Below are 19344 nucleotides of genomic sequence, written 5' to 3' on the forward strand. Positions count from 1 at the left end.
CAAAGTTACGAAAAGTTTTTGTAACTTTGCATTATTATATAATAACAATATTTAATTGAGGATAGAATGGTAAAAGCTTGTCTGTTTGATTTGGATGGAGTAGTGTTTGATACAGAACCAATATATACGAAGTTTTGGCATAATGTTGGTGTAAAATATTGTCCGACTATCCCTAATTTTGCTCATGACATAAAAGGACAAACATTGGTGCAAATCTATGATAAATACTTTGCGGGAGAAAAAGATAAGCAAGAAGATATTACTAAGGATTTGAACGACTTTGAACGTAACATGCCTTTCGTTTATATCGCAGGCTTTGAAGACTTTGTAAAAGGATTAAAATGTAAAGGCATAAAGACTGCCGTTGTCACAAGTTCTAACCTTGAGAAGATGCAAAATGTTTATAATAAGCATCCTGAGTTCAAAGGATATTTTGATAAGATTCTTACCTCAGAGGACTTTGTAGAGAGCAAGCCATCTCCAGATTGTTATTTCAAGGCAGCTGCTCGTTTGGATGTACCTCTTGAAGAGTGTATTGTCTTTGAGGATAGTTTCAACGGTTTACAATCTGGTATTGCTTCAGGAGCACGCGTAATAGGGCTTGCAACTACCAATTCTATAGCTGAAATAGAACCATTTACAAAGGAGGTAATTACTAATTATGATGGTTTTACTTTGTCAGACCATTAAAAAGGAGTAACTTTGCAGCCCAAAACAAATAATCAAGGAGGTAAGATTAATGATATCAATATGTAAAACAGACATTGAATAGTCTTACACTTTGAATTATAAAATTGATTATGGGATATTTAACAACAGATAAGAAGAAAGTAACTGCAAAGACATTATTAGAAATGAAGGCTGCTGGTGAGAAGATTACTCAGATGACAGCCTATGACTTTACGACAGCAGGAATTATTGATGCTGCAGGAATCGATAGTATTCTTGTTGGCGACTCTGCATCGAACGTAATGGCAGGTAATCAAGATACTACACCAATTACCATTGATCAGATGATTTACCATGCCCGTTCTGTTGTACGTGCATGTCAGCATTGTCTTGTTGTTTGTGATATGCCATTTGGGTCTTATCAGGTGAGTCGTGAGGAGGGTATTCGTAATGCTATTCGTGTTATAAAGGAGACAGGTGCTGGTGCGCTTAAAATGGAAGGTGGAAAGGAGATTGTAGATACTGTTAAAGGAATTGTTGATGCAGGCATACCAGTTATTGGACACCTCGGTCTTACTCCACAGAGTATCCATAAGTTTGGTGGTTATGGTCTTCGAGCAAAAGATGAAGCAGAAGCTGAGAAGCTCATAGAAGATGCACTGGCACTTGATGAAGCTGGTGTCAGTGCAATTACCCTTGAGAAGGTTCCAGCAACGTTGGCTACTAAGGTAACATCAATGGTTAAAGCTGCCACAATTGGTATCGGTGCTGGTAATGGTACAGATGGGCAGGTACTTGTTTATGCTGACGCTCTTGGTATGACGCAAGGTTTCAAACCTAAGTTTCTTCGTCACTTTGCCAATGTCAACAAGTGTATAACAGATGGTGTACAAGAGTATATCAAATGTGTAAAGGATATGAGTTTCCCTTCGGAAGCAGAGGCATATTAATATTTGTTTGACGTAAAAATACATGGTTTAAGATTAATTTATAAGTGAAGTATGTGTCATATAATCTAAATAAGGGCAAACTTAGTTTTTCCATCCATAATTAGATTGTTTTACATATTTCAGTGTTATAACTCATAACTATATAATTCAGGCTAATATAGAAATTATGGACACTCAAAATATACCTGTTCACGTACGATTATGGAATAAGCATTTTTGGTTGTTGGCAATGGCTAATCTCTTGTTAGTCATGTCTTCCTATATACTTGTTGCTACCATCCCTTTACGTATGGTAGATAGGGGGTATTCTATGTCTCAAATTGCTTTGGTAATGGGTATTTTCTTTATTGGAATATATCTTTTTGGTAGTCTTTCTGGCTATCTTGTCCAACGCTATCGCCGTAAAAAAGTGTTTAATGTCTCAACATTATTATTGTTGGCTGTTACAGGTATGCTTTATTATTTGAGCAATTTACCTTATAACTCCTTCGATTATACATTACTTGTAGTACTTCGTTTTATACAGGGAGCTTTCTATGGACTTTCACAACTTGTACTTCTTAGCACGTTGATTATTGATACCGTAGAGGCTGTCCATAGGACAGAAGCAAATCATGCTGCTACATGGTTTGGTCGTTTTGCGATTTCTCTTGGTCCTTTAGCTGGAATCATGGTGTATCAAACGATGAATTTTGCTTCAGTACTTCTCTTATCTTGTATCTGTTTGGGCGTTTCTTTTGTTTTTGTCAACCTAATAAGGTTCCCATTTCGTATGCCAAGTGAGGATTTCTCTCGTTTTTCTTGCGACCGTTTTCTCTTGAAGGGTAGTCATTGGCTTTTTATTAATGTAGCCCTTATTACGATAGTCGTTGGAGTCCTATTGAGCATAGAACACTCTCCGCGCTTTTTTGGAATGTTGATGGTCGGTTTTGTTATTGCAATTCTTGCTGAACGTTTTGTCTTTGCAGATGCCGACCTTCGTAGTGAGGCAACGACAGGAATGATCGTAATTGGAATAGCTATCCTTCTCATGATTACGCGTAGTCAGGAAAGCGTTAGTTATGTTGTTCCAATTCTTATTGGTTTTGGTGTAGGATTAATAGGTAGCCGATTCTTACTCTTCTTTATTAAGATGTCTGATCACTGTCAGCGTGGAACCAGTCAGAGTACGTTTTTACTTGCTTGGGAAACGGGTATCGGTACAGGATTATCCCTTTCTTATGGATTATTTAGCCTTGAGCAACCGCTTATCTTGTGGCTCTGTCTTGGAATCTTAGCCGTCTCGTTGATACTATATGATACATTTATCCATAGCTGGTATGTAAAGCATAAGCATCGATAATTTTACTTAAAAAACGCTATTAAGATTCAATTGATAACCAGTATATTATAGCGTTGAGAAGGCTTGATAAGCCTCTGAAAAAGTATTAGTAGCCGTACAAACAAGCATTACTTATACATTAAGCAATGCTTGTTTGCATCAATAGGAGGTCTATATTGTAAAGTGATTAGTGCTTAGCACCACTTGTGTTTACTAATCGCACCATTGGTGCATACCATTCACACCATTGGTGCTAAGCACTAACACATTCGTAAAGAACAATAAAAAAACACTTTTTGGGTCATTCTTGTGAGTATAACTAATGCATGTGGAAAATGATAGTTGAGCAACACTAATTTATATTGTGATGTAAAGCAAATTTGCTTTTTCGTCAACTTTTTATTATCTTTGCAACAAATTAGCTAATTATATGGGATTATTCGATTTATTCGCAAAAAAGAAGAAGGAAACGCTTGATAAAGGTCTTGAGAAGACAAAAGAAAATGTCTTCTCGAAATTGGCGCGTGCAGTGGCTGGAAAGTCAAAGGTTGATGACGAGGTGTTGGACGACCTTGAAGAGATTCTTGTTACATCTGATGTTGGCGTAGACACAACTATCAAGATTATCCGCCGTATCGAGGAGCGTGTTGCTCGTGATAAGTATGTTTCTACAAGTGAACTAAATGGGATTCTAAAGAGTGAGATTACTGCATTACTCACAGAAAATAATACTGGTGATAATGGTGAATGGACATTACCAGAAGATACACATCCTTACGTAATTCTTGTTGTTGGTGTTAATGGAGTAGGAAAGACCACGACGATTGGTAAACTTGCCTGGCAGTTTAAGCAAGCAGGAAAGAAAGTCTACCTTGGTGCAGCTGATACATTCCGTGCTGCAGCTGTTGAACAGATTCAGATTTGGGGTGACCGCGTAGGTGTTCCTGTTATCAAACAGCAGATGGGAGCTGACCCTGCGAGTGTGGCTTTTGATACGCTGCAGAGTGCTAAAGCTAATGGTGCAGATGTTGTAATTATTGATACGGCCGGTCGCTTACACAATAAGATAGGCTTGATGAATGAGCTGAAGAAGATTAAGGATGTAATGAAGAAGGTTGTTCCAGAGGCTCCACATGAGGTTTTATTGGTACTTGATGGAAGTACCGGACAGAATGCTTTTGAGCAGGCTCGCCAGTTTGCCGCAGTAACGCAGATTACTTCACTTGCCATCACAAAACTTGATGGAACGGCTAAGGGTGGAGTTGTGATAGGTATTAGCGATCAATTGAAGGTCCCCGTTAAATACATTGGATTAGGTGAAGGCATGGAGGACCTGCAACTCTTTGATAAAGTGCAGTTTGTTGATAGCCTATTTAAATAGGGTGTTGGGTGTTGAATGTTGGGTGTTGATGAATTGATATTACATTCTATTTATGCAATTCATTAACATTCAACATTTAACACCTATCACCAAACAAAGAACGAATGAAGAAAAATCAGATAGATATTGTTACCATGGGCTGCTCAAAGAATCTTGTAGATTCAGAGCTAATCATGAAACAATTCGAAGAAAATGGCTTTCATTGCACTCATGATGCAAAGCGTCCACAAGGTGAGATTGCTGTTATCAATACATGCGGTTTCATCGAAGCAGCAAAGGAAGAAAGCATCAATACGATTCTTGAATTCATCAATAGAAAGAAAAACGGACAGCTTAATAAACTCTATGTTATGGGTTGTCTTTCACAACGATATAAAGATGAACTTGAAGCAGAACTTCCTGAAGTAGATAAGTTCTATGGTAAGTTTAATTATAAACAATTACTGAGTGAACTTGGGAAAGCTGATGTTCCTGCATGTAATGGTGTTCGACACCTAACGACGCCACGACATTATGCTTATGTAAAGATTGCTGAAGGTTGTGACCGTCATTGTGCTTATTGTGCTATTCCATTGATTACAGGTCGTCATCGTTCACGTCCTGTAGAGGAGGTGTTGGATGAAGTGAGAGGACTTGTGGCTCAAGGAGTAAAGGAGTTTCAGATTATTGAGCAAGAGTTGACTTACTATGGTGTAGACCTTGATGGTAAGCACCATATTACCGAACTCATCTCTCGGATGGCGGATATAGAGGGAGTTGAGTGGATTCGCCTTCATTATGCTTATCCTAATCAGTTCCCACTTGACCTTCTCGATGTAATTGCAGAAAAGCCAAATGTTTGTAAATATCTGGATATTGCTTTCCAGCATATTTCCGACCACATGCTTGACCGTATGCATCGCCATGTGAGCAAGCAAGAAACGCTTGATTTGATTGCTGAAATACGTCGTCGTGTACCTGGTATACATCTTCGCACAACTCTTCTTGTTGGTTTCCCTGGTGAGACTGATGAAGATTTTGAGGAATTAAAAGAGTTTGTAACTGAAGCCCGCTTTGAACGTATGGGAGCCTTTTCTTATTCCGAAGAAGAAGGAACATATAGTGCTAATCATTATGAGGATGATGTTCCAGAGGAAGTTAAGCAGGCTCGTCTTGATGAATTGATGTCTATTCAGCAAAGTATCTCAGAGGAGTTAGAAGCTGAAAAGGTTGGTAATATTTTTAAGGTTATTATTGACCGTAAGGAAGGGGAATACTATGTCGGTCGTACAGAGTTCTGTTCGCCAGAGGTTGATCCGGAAGTATTGATTTCATTGACAGAAAAGCCTTTACGTGTGGGTAAGTTCTATGATGTACGTATAACGGACTCTGATGAGTTTGACCTTTTTGGTGAGGTCGTAAAGTGATAATCCATAAATTCATAGTTCAATATATTGATTTTAAGAATCGAAACTTGAATGGAATTAGTTATAGGTTCTGAATTTTTGAATTAAAAGGAGAAACAGAATGAATAATAAGGAATTCATTGCAGCATTAGCATTAAAAACTGGATATACGCAGGATGAAAGTCAAAAGATGGTGAAAACTGTCATAGATTTGATGGGCAAATCTTTTGAAACAGGCGACCCTGTACCAGTTATTGGTTTTGGAACGTTTGAGGTGAAGAAACGTTTGGAGCGTGTGATGGTTAATCCTTCAACAGGTTTGCGCATGCTGGTTCCTCCCAAATTGGTTCTAAATTTCAAACCTGCTGCAACAATTAAAGGACATGTAAGAAAGGGAGGACAGGACAATGGCTAAGACAGCAATACAACAGATAATAAGTGCATTAGCTAAACAGTATAATCTGTCTGCTGCTGAAGCGTCAGCTTTTGTTGATGCCTTTTTTGAGATAGTAAGCTCTGAACTTAAAAATGGTAATCAAGTAAAGATAAAAGGACTTGGTACTTTTAAAGTTCAAGCAGTAAAGCCTCGTGAAAGTGTTAATGTTAATACGGGTGAGCGTGTACTTATAGAAGGGCATGACAAGATAAGTTTTACTCCTGATACAGTGATGAAGGAATTGGTAAACAAACCTTTCTCACAGTTTGAAACTGTCGTTATTAATGATGGTGTTGATACAGAGGAGTTAGAGCGTGTTCCTGCTGAAGAAGATATTGACGAGGTTAAGCCACAAGTAGCAGCGAATGAACGTCCAACAGGAAACATCACTGAAGAAAGACAAAACACAGTCAGCAAGAAAGAGAATATTAAGGTAGAAATTCCTGAGGTACAGAAAAAAGAAACTACAATACAGAAGGAAGATGTTACTGAAGATTCTTCTGTAAAAGAAGAGACTGTAATTGATGTTGATGATAATGTTGCTGTAGATAATCTACCTGTTGGTATCATTGAAAGCTCATCTTCTTTAGAAGAGGAAGTTAAAACAGAATTATCTGATGAATCTATAGTACAGAATAGTGTTGAAGAGGATTTGCAGCGTGTTCCTTCGGAGGAGAAAGAAGAGGCGGTAGAGTCTGAAGTTAAACTGGTACAAGCAGTTCAGACTGTCTCAAATGTTTCTGAAGAGCAGGCTGAAGCATCGAAAGAAGCGGTTGTAGAAAAAGTTGAACAACCAAAGCTTTCTGAGTCAATTCTTACTTCAAGTGCAGAAGATAATGATGTTGAAGGTTCTGAAAATGGTATGCTTAAGAAGGTTGCATTGGCTGCATTGATTGTAATTGTATGTCTTGGAATTTTTCTTTGGGTAAGAATGAATAGTACAAAATCGCAGAAGAATACGAAAGAAGTAGCTGAGCAGACGACTGCTACTGATGATAATTCTTCACTCGGTACGAAGACTATTTCTGCAGATACAACAAGAATAGCATCAATAAATCAGAAAGTTTCTGAAAAGAAAGACGTTGAAAAAGTTGATTCTTTTGCAGCATTAAATCATGATGCTCGTATCCGTTATGGTGCATATAACATCATTGGTATTGACCGCATCGTTGTGTTGAAGAAAGGTGAGACGATGGAGAAGTATAGCCGTAAAACACTTGGTGCTGATATGGTTGGATATTTCCAAGTTCTTAATGGCCGTAAAACAATGCAGGCAGGTGATACAATGAAGGTGCCAAAGGTAGAATTAAGACCAGAGTATAGAAAGTAAATATATTTTCAATATTTTCGATACAACAAAGTTATATCTTATTTCATACAGTTTAGTCATATAAAAAGCCCTTAGAATATGTTTTAAGGGCTTTTTTAATATAATTTAGACACTATTCTTAGCTTCATCCGCATTTATGTTGTACTTTTGCGAATAATAGAATAAGATAATAATAGTACAATAATAATAATTTGTAAGATAATGGCAGAATCTATTGATATTAGAGAGTTGAACGAACGGATAGAAAGACAGAGTTCTTTTGTTACCAACCTTACAACAGGTATGAATCAAGTTATTGTTGGTCAGAGGCATCTTATAGACTCACTACTTATTTCATTGCTTAGTGATGGGCATATTCTTCTTGAAGGTGTACCAGGTTTAGCAAAAACCCTTGCCATCAAGACACTATCACAGCTTGTTGATGCACGTTATAGCCGTATTCAGTTTACTCCAGATCTTTTGCCAGCTGATGTTATTGGTACGCAGATTTATTCGCAGAAGGATGAGGCTTTTCATGTAAAGAAAGGTCCTGTATTTGCTAATTTTGTTCTCGCTGATGAAATCAACCGTGCTCCAGCTAAGGTTCAGAGTGCGTTGCTGGAAGCCATGCAGGAACATCAGGTAACCATTGGTGATTCTACTTTTACACTTCCTAATCCTTTCCTTGTATTGGCTACTCAGAACCCGATAGAGCAGGAGGGAACCTATATGCTTCCTGAAGCACAGGTAGACCGTTTCATGTTGAAGGTTGTTATTGATTATCCTACATTAGAGGAGGAGAAACTCGTTATTCGTGAGAACCTTCAAGAGAGCATGCCTGTTGTACATCCTGTTGTCAGTGCAAATGATATTCTTGACGCACGTCGTGTAGTTAAGGATGTATATCTTGATGAAAAAATCATGCAATACATTGCTGATATCGTTTTTGCTACACGTTATCCTGAACGTTACCAATTGCCTGAATTGAAGCAAATGATAACATTTGGTGGAAGTCCACGTGCAAGTATCAATCTTGCAAAGGCAAGTTGTGCATACGCTTTCATCAAGCACCGTGGTTACGTTGTTCCAGAAGATGTTCGTGCGGTTGCACATGATGTATTACGTCATAGAATAGGTTTGTCATACGAAGCTGAAGCAACTGACCTTACAACGGAGAAAATCATTAGCGAGATTATTAATAAAGTTCAGGTGCCTTAATCTTTATTTATATTCTTAGAGGAGTTTAAGAAGCATTAGCATCATTGTCTATGGATACAACTGAATTACTAAAGAAAGTCCGTAAGATTGAAATCAAAACCTTAGGACTAAGCCAGAATATCTTTGCAGGTCAGTATCATTCTGCCTTCAAAGGTCGTGGTATGGCTTTTTCTGAAGTACGCGAGTATCAGTATGGCGATGATGTCCGAGATATTGATTGGAATGTAACGGGTCGTTTTCATCGTCCGTATGTCAAGGTCTTTGAGGAAGAACGCGAGTTAACAGTAATGCTACTTGTCGATGTTAGTGGATCGCTTGACTTTGGTACATCAGGTCAATTGAAACGTGAAAGTGCCACGGAGATTGCCGCAACATTGGCTTTCTCTGCTATTCAAAATAATGACAAGATAGGTATAATCTTCTTTTCTGATCATATTGAGAAGTATATTGCACCTAAGAAAGGGCGTAAGCACATTCTTTATCTTATTCGAGAGATGCTTACTTTTACTCCTGATAGTAAGAAAACGGATGTAGGTATTAGTCTTGAATATCTTAACAAGGTTATGAAACGCCGTTGTACAGCCTTTATAATCAGTGATTTTTATACACGTAAGGATTTTAGTCAAGAACTTCGAATAGCTAATAAAAAACATGATGTAGTAGCAATTCAAGTCTATGACCCCCGAGCAAAAGAAATGCCTGATGTAGGTTTGATGAAAGTTGTTGACGCAGAGACTGGTCATGAAATGTATATTGACACACATGATGCTCGCTTGCGTAAAGAACATAATAAATATTGGGAAGAACGTGAGATGCGTCTACATGATATGTTAAGTCAGAGTCATGTAGATAGTGTTGCTATAGCAACGGACGATGACTATGTAAAGAAGTTGATGACGTTGTTTTCAAAGAGGAATCGATGAGAAAATATATTGTTATACTTATATTGCTTATCCTGGCTGTTGTAAGCCATGCACAGGTTCAGGTATCGGCAAGTGTGGATTCTGCCAAGATTTTGATAGGTGGACGTTCACACTATTTCATTACTGTATATGCCCCTAAAGGAACAAAGATTTCTTTTCCTGATTATAATAAGAAAAAGGAGATTGTTCCAAATATAGAAGTACTTACTGTGCAGTCTGACACAATAGATGCAAATAATGGTGTAAGAATAAGACGCATATATACTATTACTGGGTGGGATGCCAAGCGTTATACCATTCCTGAACAGAAAGTTATCGTCAATGGTTCATCGAAAATGACAGGTAAAGTTGAGATGGAGGTTCAAGCTGTCCCCATTGATACAGTGAAGAATATGCCAATGCCACCAGATGATATCCAAAAGGTTCCGTTCATGTGGAGCGAATGGATTCCGGTGATTTTATTAACAGTACTTGCACTCCTGTTTATCGGTATTGCTTTCTATCTTTATAGAATGCTTCGTCATAAGAAGCATGGTCGGAGACCAAAGAAAGAACGTGTACTATCATACTATGAGCAGGCAAAACATGACCTTGCTAAGATAGCAGCCAATAAAATGTTATATAAGGAGCAGAAGGATTATTATACGGATGTTACGAATATTCTCAGAATATATATATCACAACGTTACAATATCAATGCTTTAGAAATGACCTCTCATGATATATTAGAAAGCATGAAAGATGTATGTGATGCTTCTAATATTGATAAATTAAAAGTGATTTTCAATACTGTTGATCTTGTTAAGTTCGCTAAATATTCAACTAATGCAACTGATATGGATTATTATTTTGATAGTATTGAACACTTTATAGACAATACAAAAATGGATGAGCCTGCAGCCGTTGTTGTTGAGCCTAAGGAGGGAAAAAAGGATACTCGTTCACGTAAGATGTTAAAGCTTTCGATAGGACTACTCATCGTTGCATCTATTGCTTTACTTCTTTACGCAGCATCTGAAGCTTATTCGCTTTTGATGTGATTTAAATAGAATAATAGAAATGGAATTTGCCAATAGTGGATATCTCCTTTTACTGCTTTTGTTGATACCGTATTTATTATGGTATTTCTTTCGTGGTAAAGGAAAAGAACCAACCATGAGGATGAGTGATACCTTCGCTTATCAGCATGCTCCAAGAAGTTGGAAGGTGAGATTGATTCACCTCCCTATGGCTTTGCGATGTATAGTCTATGCATTAGTAGTGATTGTCTTGGCTCGTCCTCAAACATATAATGCTTGGGATAATAAAGATACTGAAGGTATTGACATAATGTTGACAATGGATGTATCAGCAAGTATGTTAACAGAGGATGTTTTCCCTAATCGTTTGGAGGTTGCAAAGGACGTAGCATCCGAATTTATCAGTAGTCGTCCAAGTGATAACATTGGACTTACAATCTTTGCTGGTGAAGCCTTTACGCAATGTCCAATGACCCTTGACCATGCAGCATTATTGAATCTTCTTCATAATGTTCGTACAGATTTGGTAACAAGCGGTTTGATGCAAGATGGTACAGCTATCGGTATGGGATTAGCCAACTCTGTCAGTCGCTTGAAAGATTCTAAAGCTAAGAGTAAAGTAGTTATCTTATTAACGGATGGAAGCAATAATGTTGGTTCTATCTCCCCAATGACAGCTGCTACAATAGCAAAGAAATTCGGTATCAGAGTTTATACAATAGGCTTGGGAAGAGAGACTGGAGAAGACATCGGCGCTATTGATTATAATACTTTGCAAGATATTGCAATATTAACGAATGGCGAATTCTATAGAGCACAAAGTCAAGCAGAGTTGTTAAAAATTTATCATGATATTGATAAACTTGAGAAAACTAAGATGAGTATGAAGACATACGATCGTTTACATGAGGCTTATATGCCTTTTGCATGGTTTGCTTTATTACTCTTCTGTTTTGAGTTACTGCTTCGTTGGACAGTCTTTAGACGATTGCCATAAGACTTTTGCTCAACTATTACAATTGATAATTGCTTGTTTAACAAGAATTTTTGAAGAATGTTTAGATTTGATAATCCCATATATCTGTGGTTGTTATTACTGATTCCCTTATCAGTAATCATCTACTTATATTCCATTCGTAAGCGTAAGCAACGAATGGCAAAGTTTGGGAATACTGTACTTATCAATCAGCTTTCTCCTATGATAAGTCAGAGGAGGGAATGGATTAAATTTGTATTAGTAGAACTGGTGTTATTGCTCCTTATACTTATTGTTGCTCGTCCTCAAGTTGGAAGTAAGATTGCTTCTAACAAGGAAAGAGAAGGTATAGAGACTATTATTGCACTTGATATTAGTAATTCAATGTTGGCTGAGGATGTTGCCCCTTCTCGTTTAGAAAAGAGTAAGTTGTTGGTTGAGAATTTAATGAACAAGTTTAGTGAGGATAAGATAGGATTAATAGTCTTTGCTGGTGATGCCTTTGTTCAACTCCCAATAACAAGTGACTATGTTTCTGCCAAGATGTTTTTAGACAATATCAACCCTTCACTTATTGGAACACAAGGAACAGATATTGGTAAAGCACTTCAACTTTCAATGAATAGTTTCACACCTAACGCTAAGGTTGGTAAAGCTATCATCTTGATAACTGATGGTGAAGACAATGAGGGTGGAGCTGAGAAAATGGCAAAGCAAGCATATCGTAAAGGGATTAATGTCTTTATCTTAGGTGTTGGTTCAAAAGATGGTGCTACTATTCCAATGCCTGATGGAAGTGAATTAAAGACATCAACAGGAGAGCTTGTTAGGACTCGCCTTAATGAAGAGATGTGTAAACAGATTGCTGCAGCAGGACATGGAGTATATGTTCATGTCAATAATAGTAGTACTGCTGATGCTGTATTGAGAAGAGAACTTAGTAAACTGCAAAAAGGAAAAATAAACAATGTTGTTTATAGTGACTTTGACGAACAGTTCCAAGCATTGGCATTACTGGTTGTTATTCTATTGATTGCAGATGTCTTATTACTTGAAAGAAAAAGACGTTGGTAAAGGTATGGTTAAACGACTTTATATCACAATATGTATATTGTTTATGTTTGTTGGAGCAAATGGACAAACATCTAATCAACTCATTAGAGGGGGCAATAAGTTTTTCTCTTCAAAGAACTATGCACAAGCAGAGATACTTTATCGCAAGGCTGTTGATAAAGATGCAAAGAATGCAATTGCCAACTATAATTTAGGTAGAAGCCTACAAGCGCAGAAGAAGAATGATGAAGCTAAAAAGCTCTATGAGAAAGATGCTAAGTTAGAGAAAGACCCTGTACGTCTGTCAAGTAGTTATAATAACTTAGGAACTATTTATCAAGGTGAGCAAGACTATGCTAAAGCTATAGAAGCCTACAAAGGTGCTTTGCGTAGTAACCCTAATCATAAGAATGCTCGATATAATTTAGAACTGTGTAAACGCAAGCAGAAACAGCAGCAAAAGAAACAGCAATCATCAAATAAAAATAAGAATAAATCTGATAAGAATAAAGATAGGAAGAATCGATCCCAAAATCAGAATAAAAACAAGAATAAAAATCAGAAGAACAAACAACAGAAAGAAAATCAAGGCATGAGTAAAGATAATGCAGAGCAACTTCTCAATGCTGTTAAACAGCAGGAGAAAGAAACGCAAGAACGTTTGTCAAAAGTGATGCGTCAGCCTTCTGATAAAAAACTTGATAAAAACTGGTAATATTGAAGATATGAAAAGATATATTATTTTATTTCTATCTCTCATGAGTGTTTGTCTTTTACAAGCACAACGAGTTCGGGTGGCTGCACCTAAACAAGTAACAGTAGGAGAAGAGTTCCAAGTTGAATACATCGTATATACTCAGGATGTACGTAGGTTTCAATTGGGTAGGTTATCAAATGGACTTGAGAAAGTGTTTGGACCTGCAACTTCTTCGCAATCAAATTATCAATTCATTGATGGGCATGCAAGTAGTTCTTCTTCTATGTCGTTTACATACGTCTTTATAGCAACAAAGAAAGGAAATTTAAATATTGGACCTGCTCATATTTTTGTGAATGATCAGGAGCTTGCATCTACACCAGTGAGAATCGTTGTTACTAATGGTCCTACTAATGTTGGTCATTATGATTCGCACAATGATCCACGAACAGCACCGTCAAGAGTATCTTCTAATGACTTATTTATAAAGGTGAGTGCTAATAAGACTACTGTTTATGAGCAGGAGCCTGTTTTACTTACATATAAAGTTTATACAACAAAGAATCTACGTCAGCTCATTGGTAAAATGCCCGATTTGGTTGGCTTTCATGTACAAGAGGTAGACTTACCACAACAAAAGACTTTCCATAAAGAACGTATTGGTAAGCGTTTGTATAATTGTGTCACTTGGAGTCAGTATGTAATGTATCCACAAATAACTGGAACATTGAAGGTTCCACCATTGACATTCCATGGAGTCATACAAGAATCGAATACATTCAATCCATTTGAAGCTTTTGGTATTGATGGCGGTAGCACAAATATCAATAAAGATATTGTTGCCCCAGGATTAGCAATTAAAGTTTTGCCTTTGCCAAGTCGTCCGGCAGACTTCTCTGGTGGTGTAGGTCATTTTAATCTTTCAGCACAGTTAGATAAGAAAGAAATAAAGGCAGGTAATCCTGTTACGATTCGTGTCGTTGTTAGCGGAGCAGGAAACTTGAAGTTGATTAAGCAGCCTATAATTCAGATTCCAAAGGAATTTGAATCATACGATGTAAAGGTTACTGATAAAACGCAATTGACGACAAAAGGAGCTGAGGGAAACATGATTTACGACCAGGTTGTAATTCCTCATCAAGAGGGGCTGGTTGCCATTCCTCCAGTAAAGTTCTGTTATTACGATTTAGCACAGAGGAAGTATGTAACGCTTCAAACGTCTCCGATGGAGTTGAAGGTTTCAAGAGGTGATGGTACTTCAAAAGATATTCTGTCAGTAGATTTACCAAATGAAGATATCTTACCATTAAAGCAAGGAAGCAGCTCACTTGATAAAGTTGGTAACTTCTTCTTTGGATCAATAGCATATTATATCATTCTCATTTTGCTATTAGGAACAGGTGGAGTTCTTTCCTTCTATTATCGTGATCGTTTTGCACATCGTGTCGACATGGTTTTGAAACGTGGAAAGAACGCTAACCGTATAGCTTCCAGTCGTTTACATGCAGCAGAACTCTTAATGTTGAAGAACAAGAATCTCGATTTTTACGATGAGGTTCTAAAGACTTTATGGGGTTATGCAAGTGATAAGCTAAACCTTCCTGTTGAATTATTATCACGTGATAACATCAGCGGACAATTTAGTAAAATTAAAGTACCGTATGAAGTCATTGACAAGTATATTTCTGCTATTGATGAATGTGAATTTGAACGTTATGCTCCTGGTGACGAGAAAGGTAATATGAAAAGAACACTTGATGCTGCAATGAAGGCTATAGCTGATATGGAAGAAGCTGTTAAGAAGTTGAAACCTTCTAAGAAAAAGACATTAAACTTCTTCTTCCTTCTTATTTGTATGTCTGTATTCTCTTTACAATTATCAGCACAAACAAAGGCTGATGTTGACAAACTTTATCAAAAGGGACATTACAAGCAGGCTGTTAAGGGATATGAGAACCTATTGAGGCAGGGAGAATCTGCCGCCCTGTATTATAATCTTGGCAATAGCTACTATCGTCTTGATAACATTCCACATGCTGTTCTTTCTTATGAGCGTGCACAGCGTCTTGCTCCGAGTGATGAAGATATCCGTTTCAACCTTCAATTGGCGCAATCAAAGACAATTGATAATTTAACTCCAGAGCCAGAGATGTTTTTCGTCACATGGTATAAAGCTTTAGTTAATTTTATGAGTGTTGATAACTGGGCTATCTTAAGTCTTGTTTGCTTGTTTATCTCGCTTTTAGCACTTGTTATCTATCTATTTGTTGAGATTGAGTTTCTTAGAAAGTTGGCAAAAGTTATATTGCCGCTTTTCTTTTTCTTCTTCCTTCTCAACACATTCTTTGCTATCCAGCAAGTTTCCATGTTAGATTCAGAGTCTCATGGTATCATCATGACTCCTTCAGCAGTTGTTAGAAAGATGCCTGACCCCAAGTCTGCTGAGGCGTTTATCCTTCATGAAGGGTCTAAGGTAAGAATTACTGACAATAGTATGAGCCAATGGACGGAAATTAAATTAAGTGATGGACGTCAGGGATGGATTAAGGCTGAAAATGTTGAAGCTATATAAATCCCTATCAGTGAATTGTTTTTATATAAGACCAAATGATGAATTTAGACGTTTTACGAGAACTCGATAAATCATTATTACTCACTTTTAATGGGGGTAATAATCTTTTTCTTGACTATTTCATCTTGACGGTGACGTCTGCTTACACATGGATTCCACTTTATGCGTCTTTACTTTATCTGGTTATAAAAAACAATGAGAACTGGCAAAAAATCATGCTTATTGTCGGTATGATGGCATTGGGACTTCTGATAGTAAATGGTGTTAACATTGGTATTGTTAAGCCATTTATAGCCCGACCTCGTCCACTCAACAATCCTGACCTACAAGGATTGGTTATGACCGTAAATTATTATAAGGCTAATGGTTATAGCTTCTTTTCTTCTCATACTGCAAATGCTTTTGTTATTTCAGTCTTCTTTTGTTTATTGGTACGTGATCGTGTCTTTTCATTCGTAATGATATCTTGGAGCCTTATCGTTTCTCTCACACGTCCTTATCTTGGCGTACATTATCCGTCTGACGTGTTTGTTGGAATGATATTTGGTTCAAGCGTCGCCATTCTCATTTATTTTTTATACCTTCGCATTTACATTCGTTTCAGTGAGAAGTTGCACTATATTTCGACGAGATATACACGAACAGGTTATAACTTTGCAGATATTGACGTTGTTATCTGCGTGCTTATACTTACATTCATTTATGCGACTTTTTGTGCTGTTTTATCAATATAAATAAATATTATGTCTGAAGATACAAAACATATCTGCATTTCTGATTACAACTATCCCCTCCCTGATGCGCGCATTGCCAAATTCCCATTAGCAGAGCGCGACCATAGTAAGCTTTTGCTTTATAAGCATGGAGAAGTATCGGAGGATATATTTTATAATCTTCCTGAAAATTTGCCTAAAGGTGCATTAATGGTTTTCAATAATACGAAAGTCATCCAAGCACGTATGCACTTCCGTAAGGAAACGGGCGCACTGATAGAGGTCTTTCTTATGGAACCCGCACAACCAACTGATTATGAGTTGATGTTCCAGACAAATCATGCGTGTGCATGGCTTTGTATGGTGGGTAATCTCAAGAAGTGGAAGGAAGGAGCATTGAAACGTGAATTTGAAATCAAGGGACATAAGCTAACGCTCACAGCATCAATGGACCGCACAAAGGTTCAGATGCAGGCTGGTGGAACGAATCATTGGATTAACTTTGAGTGGGATAATTCAAACATCTCTTTTGCTGAAATCCTCGAAGCTGTGGGTGAGTTGCCTATTCCTCCCTATCTTAACCGTGCGACCGAAGAAAGCGACAAGGAGACCTATCAAACGGTATATTCCAAAATTAAAGGCTCAGTGGCAGCCCCTACGGCTGGACTTCACTTTACTGATCGGGTATTGAAAGCACTTGATGAGCATGGCATTGATCGTGAGGAGCTCACCCTTCATGTTGGAGCAGGAACTTTCAAACCTGTGAAAAGCCACGAGATTGAAGGACATAGTATGCACACAGAATTTGTCGTTGTTCGTCGTCAGACATTAGAAAAGTTGCTTAAACATCATTGTCAAGCGATTGCCGTGGGGACAACAAGTGTAAGAACATTGGAGAGCCTTTATTATATGGGTGTAAAGCTTGTGTTATCACCAGATGCAACAGAGAAGGACCTCCACGTTAATCAATGGGAACCATACGACTTGCCACATAATGCAGAGGGATTGGTTGAAAAGGATGGGAAGGTAATAACAGTAGAAGATGCCATCCGACACCTTCTCGCTTATTTGGATAAAGATGGATTAAATGTGCTACATTCAAGTACACGGATTATTATCGCACCAGGTTTTACTTACAAGATTGTCAAGGCACTCGTTACCAATTTCCATCAGCCGCAATCAACGTTATTGCTTTTGGTAAGTGCTTTCTTAAGAGGAGATTGGCGAAAGGTATATGACTACGCACTCTGTCATGATTTTCGTTTTCTTAGCTATGGTGACTCTTCATTGCTGATGCCATAGCAATGATAATGTTTTACCATAATATTAGGAATAGGAAGCAATAAATCCAATTCTTGAGGATAAGCATATTGAACAAGAGCATCCAAAGGATTGGATATATATGTCCAAAAGATTGAATAACCAAAGTTTAAGATGATGGGATGCTTTCAATAATTAAGGATAATCATAAACTTTAAGAAGGAAAAAGATGAAAATTGGAGATAAAGTTAGGTTTTTGAGTTCCACTGGTGGTGGTATCATCGCTGGATTTAAAGGTAATATCGTGCTCGTAGAAGATGAAGATGGTTTTCAGATTCCAACACCAGTCAACGAAGTTGTTGTTGTTGAGGATACTGCTTCCGATCGTGCAAAGCTCCGTATTGACCAACAGCAACGTAAGATAGAGAAAGGCGAGGACAACCGAAGCATTAAACAACTTCTTACGTCCACTAATACAGAGGATGACGAGGTTGGGGATGATTGGCGTGATGTTGATGCTAATATCGAACCTAATGATGACCCTTCCATTAACTTTGAAGCTCCTGTAAAGGAACGTTTGGGAGGTGATGAATTGTCGGTTTATTTAGCTTTTACGCCTACAGATATAAAGAATCTCACGACGACACACTTCAAGTCCTTTCTTGTCAACGACTCTAATTATCACCTTCATTTCTCTTACTCCTTGAAGCAAGACGAAAGCTGGGTATTGAAAGCTGCGGGCGAATTAGAGCCAAACACGAAACTACTCATTGAGGACTTCACACTTGCTGATCTTAATGAAATGCTCAATGGATGTGTTCAGCTTTTTAGTTATAAGAAGGATAAACCTTTTGTGCTCAAGCCTACTTGTGACCTGAAGGTAAAGATTGACGCTGTAAAGTTTTATAAGTTAAATACTTTCCACGAAAACATATTCTTCGAACAACCAGCGTTGATATATACGTTGATTGAGAAGGATAAGCCTGCCCAGCAGCCAATGTTGGAACCTATAACAAGAAAAGCAGAAGAAGAGAAGACAGAGGAGTTAAAAGTGGGATTTTCTTCTCCGAGCCGCCTTTCAAAGGAAGAGATTGACAAGAAGACGGACGAACTTGCCAAGCGCTATAAGTTTGAGCGTAAGAAGCCAGCAAAGCAGATTCTTAGTGATAACAAAATTATAATTGATCTCCATGCAGATGAACTTCTTGAGACAACAGCTGGTATGACAGCAGTTGATATTCTTGATTATCAGTTAGATGTCTTCCGTCGTACGCTTGATCAATACAAGGATCAACATGGTAAGAAACTCATCTTTATTCACGGTAAAGGGGAGGGCGTATTACGCCGTGCTATCATCCACGAACTTAATTATAAATACAAACATTGTTCTTATCAGGATGCCTCTTTCCGTGAGTACGGCTATGGTGCCACCCAAGTAACAATAAAATAAAAATAACGATTT

Annotated in this window: 17 protein-coding genes; all 17 read left to right on the forward strand. The window is 37.7% G+C overall.

Annotated features, from left to right (window positions below; all coding sequences use genetic code 11):
- The first annotated feature begins 66 nt into the window (after window positions 1-66).
- The 17 genes from J5A56_RS10385 (at window position 67) to J5A56_RS10465 (ending at window position 19332) form a co-directional block, all read left to right on the forward strand.
- Window positions 67-690: an HAD family hydrolase gene (locus J5A56_RS10385; protein ID WP_021673031.1), complete on the forward strand. Its 624-nt coding sequence runs from the start codon at window positions 67-69 to the stop codon at window positions 688-690.
- Window positions 691-800: 110 nt separating this feature from the next.
- Window positions 801-1619 (forward strand): 3-methyl-2-oxobutanoate hydroxymethyltransferase, encoded by an 819-nt coding sequence (gene panB / locus J5A56_RS10390; RefSeq protein ID WP_021673032.1) that lies wholly within the window; start codon window positions 801-803, stop codon window positions 1617-1619.
- Window positions 1620-1785: 166 nt separating this feature from the next.
- Window positions 1786-2961, forward strand: a complete 1176-nt coding sequence (locus tag J5A56_RS10395) for an MFS transporter (protein ID WP_021673033.1) — start codon at window positions 1786-1788, stop codon at window positions 2959-2961.
- A 409-nt stretch (window positions 2962-3370) separates the two neighbouring features.
- Window positions 3371-4321 carry a signal recognition particle-docking protein FtsY gene (gene ftsY / locus J5A56_RS10400; protein WP_021673034.1) on the forward strand — a complete coding sequence of 317 codons (951 nt, stop codon included), beginning with the start codon at window positions 3371-3373 and terminating at the stop codon, window positions 4319-4321.
- Between the two features lie 104 nt (window positions 4322-4425).
- Window positions 4426-5727 (forward strand): 30S ribosomal protein S12 methylthiotransferase RimO, encoded by a 1302-nt coding sequence (gene rimO, locus J5A56_RS10405; RefSeq protein ID WP_021673035.1) that lies wholly within the window; start codon window positions 4426-4428, stop codon window positions 5725-5727.
- Between the two features lie 100 nt (window positions 5728-5827).
- On the forward strand, window positions 5828-6121 hold the full coding sequence (locus J5A56_RS10410; RefSeq protein ID WP_021673036.1) for an HU family DNA-binding protein: 294 nt from the start codon (window positions 5828-5830) through the stop codon (window positions 6119-6121).
- A complete protein-coding gene (locus tag J5A56_RS10415) occupies window positions 6114-7472 on the forward strand; it encodes an HU family DNA-binding protein (protein ID WP_021673037.1) in 1359 nt (452 codons plus the stop codon). The genes J5A56_RS10410 and J5A56_RS10415 overlap by 8 nt, the downstream gene beginning before the upstream one ends.
- Before the next feature lie 201 nt (window positions 7473-7673).
- Entirely contained in the window at window positions 7674-8669 is a 996-nt protein-coding gene (locus J5A56_RS10420; RefSeq protein ID WP_021673038.1) for an AAA family ATPase, read from the forward strand.
- 50 nt (window positions 8670-8719) lie between these two features.
- The gene (locus J5A56_RS10425) at window positions 8720-9592 is read left to right on the forward strand and encodes a DUF58 domain-containing protein (protein WP_021673039.1); all 873 of its coding nucleotides are present in this window, start codon (window positions 8720-8722) and stop codon (window positions 9590-9592) included.
- Window positions 9589-10632 (forward strand): hypothetical protein, encoded by a 1044-nt coding sequence (locus J5A56_RS10430; RefSeq protein WP_021673040.1) that lies wholly within the window; start codon window positions 9589-9591, stop codon window positions 10630-10632. The genes J5A56_RS10425 and J5A56_RS10430 overlap by 4 nt, the downstream gene beginning before the upstream one ends.
- Before the next feature lie 19 nt (window positions 10633-10651).
- Window positions 10652-11608 carry a vWA domain-containing protein gene (locus J5A56_RS10435; protein ID WP_021673041.1) on the forward strand — a complete coding sequence of 319 codons (957 nt, stop codon included), beginning with the start codon at window positions 10652-10654 and terminating at the stop codon, window positions 11606-11608.
- Between the two features lie 57 nt (window positions 11609-11665).
- The gene (locus J5A56_RS10440) at window positions 11666-12661 is read left to right on the forward strand and encodes a VWA domain-containing protein (protein ID WP_036920402.1); all 996 of its coding nucleotides are present in this window, start codon (window positions 11666-11668) and stop codon (window positions 12659-12661) included.
- Window positions 12662-12665: 4 nt separating this feature from the next.
- On the forward strand, window positions 12666-13355 hold the full coding sequence (locus J5A56_RS10445) for a tetratricopeptide repeat protein (RefSeq protein ID WP_036920421.1): 690 nt from the start codon (window positions 12666-12668) through the stop codon (window positions 13353-13355).
- A gap of 10 nt (window positions 13356-13365) precedes the next feature.
- Complete coding sequence (locus tag J5A56_RS10450; RefSeq protein ID WP_036920422.1) at window positions 13366-15909, forward strand: BatD family protein; 2544 nt, start codon at window positions 13366-13368, stop codon at window positions 15907-15909.
- A gap of 38 nt (window positions 15910-15947) precedes the next feature.
- Window positions 15948-16643: a phosphatase PAP2 family protein gene (locus tag J5A56_RS10455; RefSeq protein ID WP_036920423.1), complete on the forward strand. Its 696-nt coding sequence runs from the start codon at window positions 15948-15950 to the stop codon at window positions 16641-16643.
- A 9-nt stretch (window positions 16644-16652) separates the two neighbouring features.
- Complete coding sequence (locus tag J5A56_RS10460) at window positions 16653-17924, forward strand: S-adenosylmethionine:tRNA ribosyltransferase-isomerase (protein ID WP_021673046.1); 1272 nt, start codon at window positions 16653-16655, stop codon at window positions 17922-17924.
- A 187-nt stretch (window positions 17925-18111) separates the two neighbouring features.
- Window positions 18112-19332: a DUF2027 domain-containing protein gene (locus J5A56_RS10465; RefSeq protein ID WP_021673047.1), complete on the forward strand. Its 1221-nt coding sequence runs from the start codon at window positions 18112-18114 to the stop codon at window positions 19330-19332.
- Window positions 19333-19344 lie beyond the last annotated feature (12 nt).

Origin of the sequence: Prevotella melaninogenica, from assembly GCF_018128065.1 — a bacterium.
GTDB lineage: Bacteria > Bacteroidota > Bacteroidia > Bacteroidales > Bacteroidaceae > Prevotella.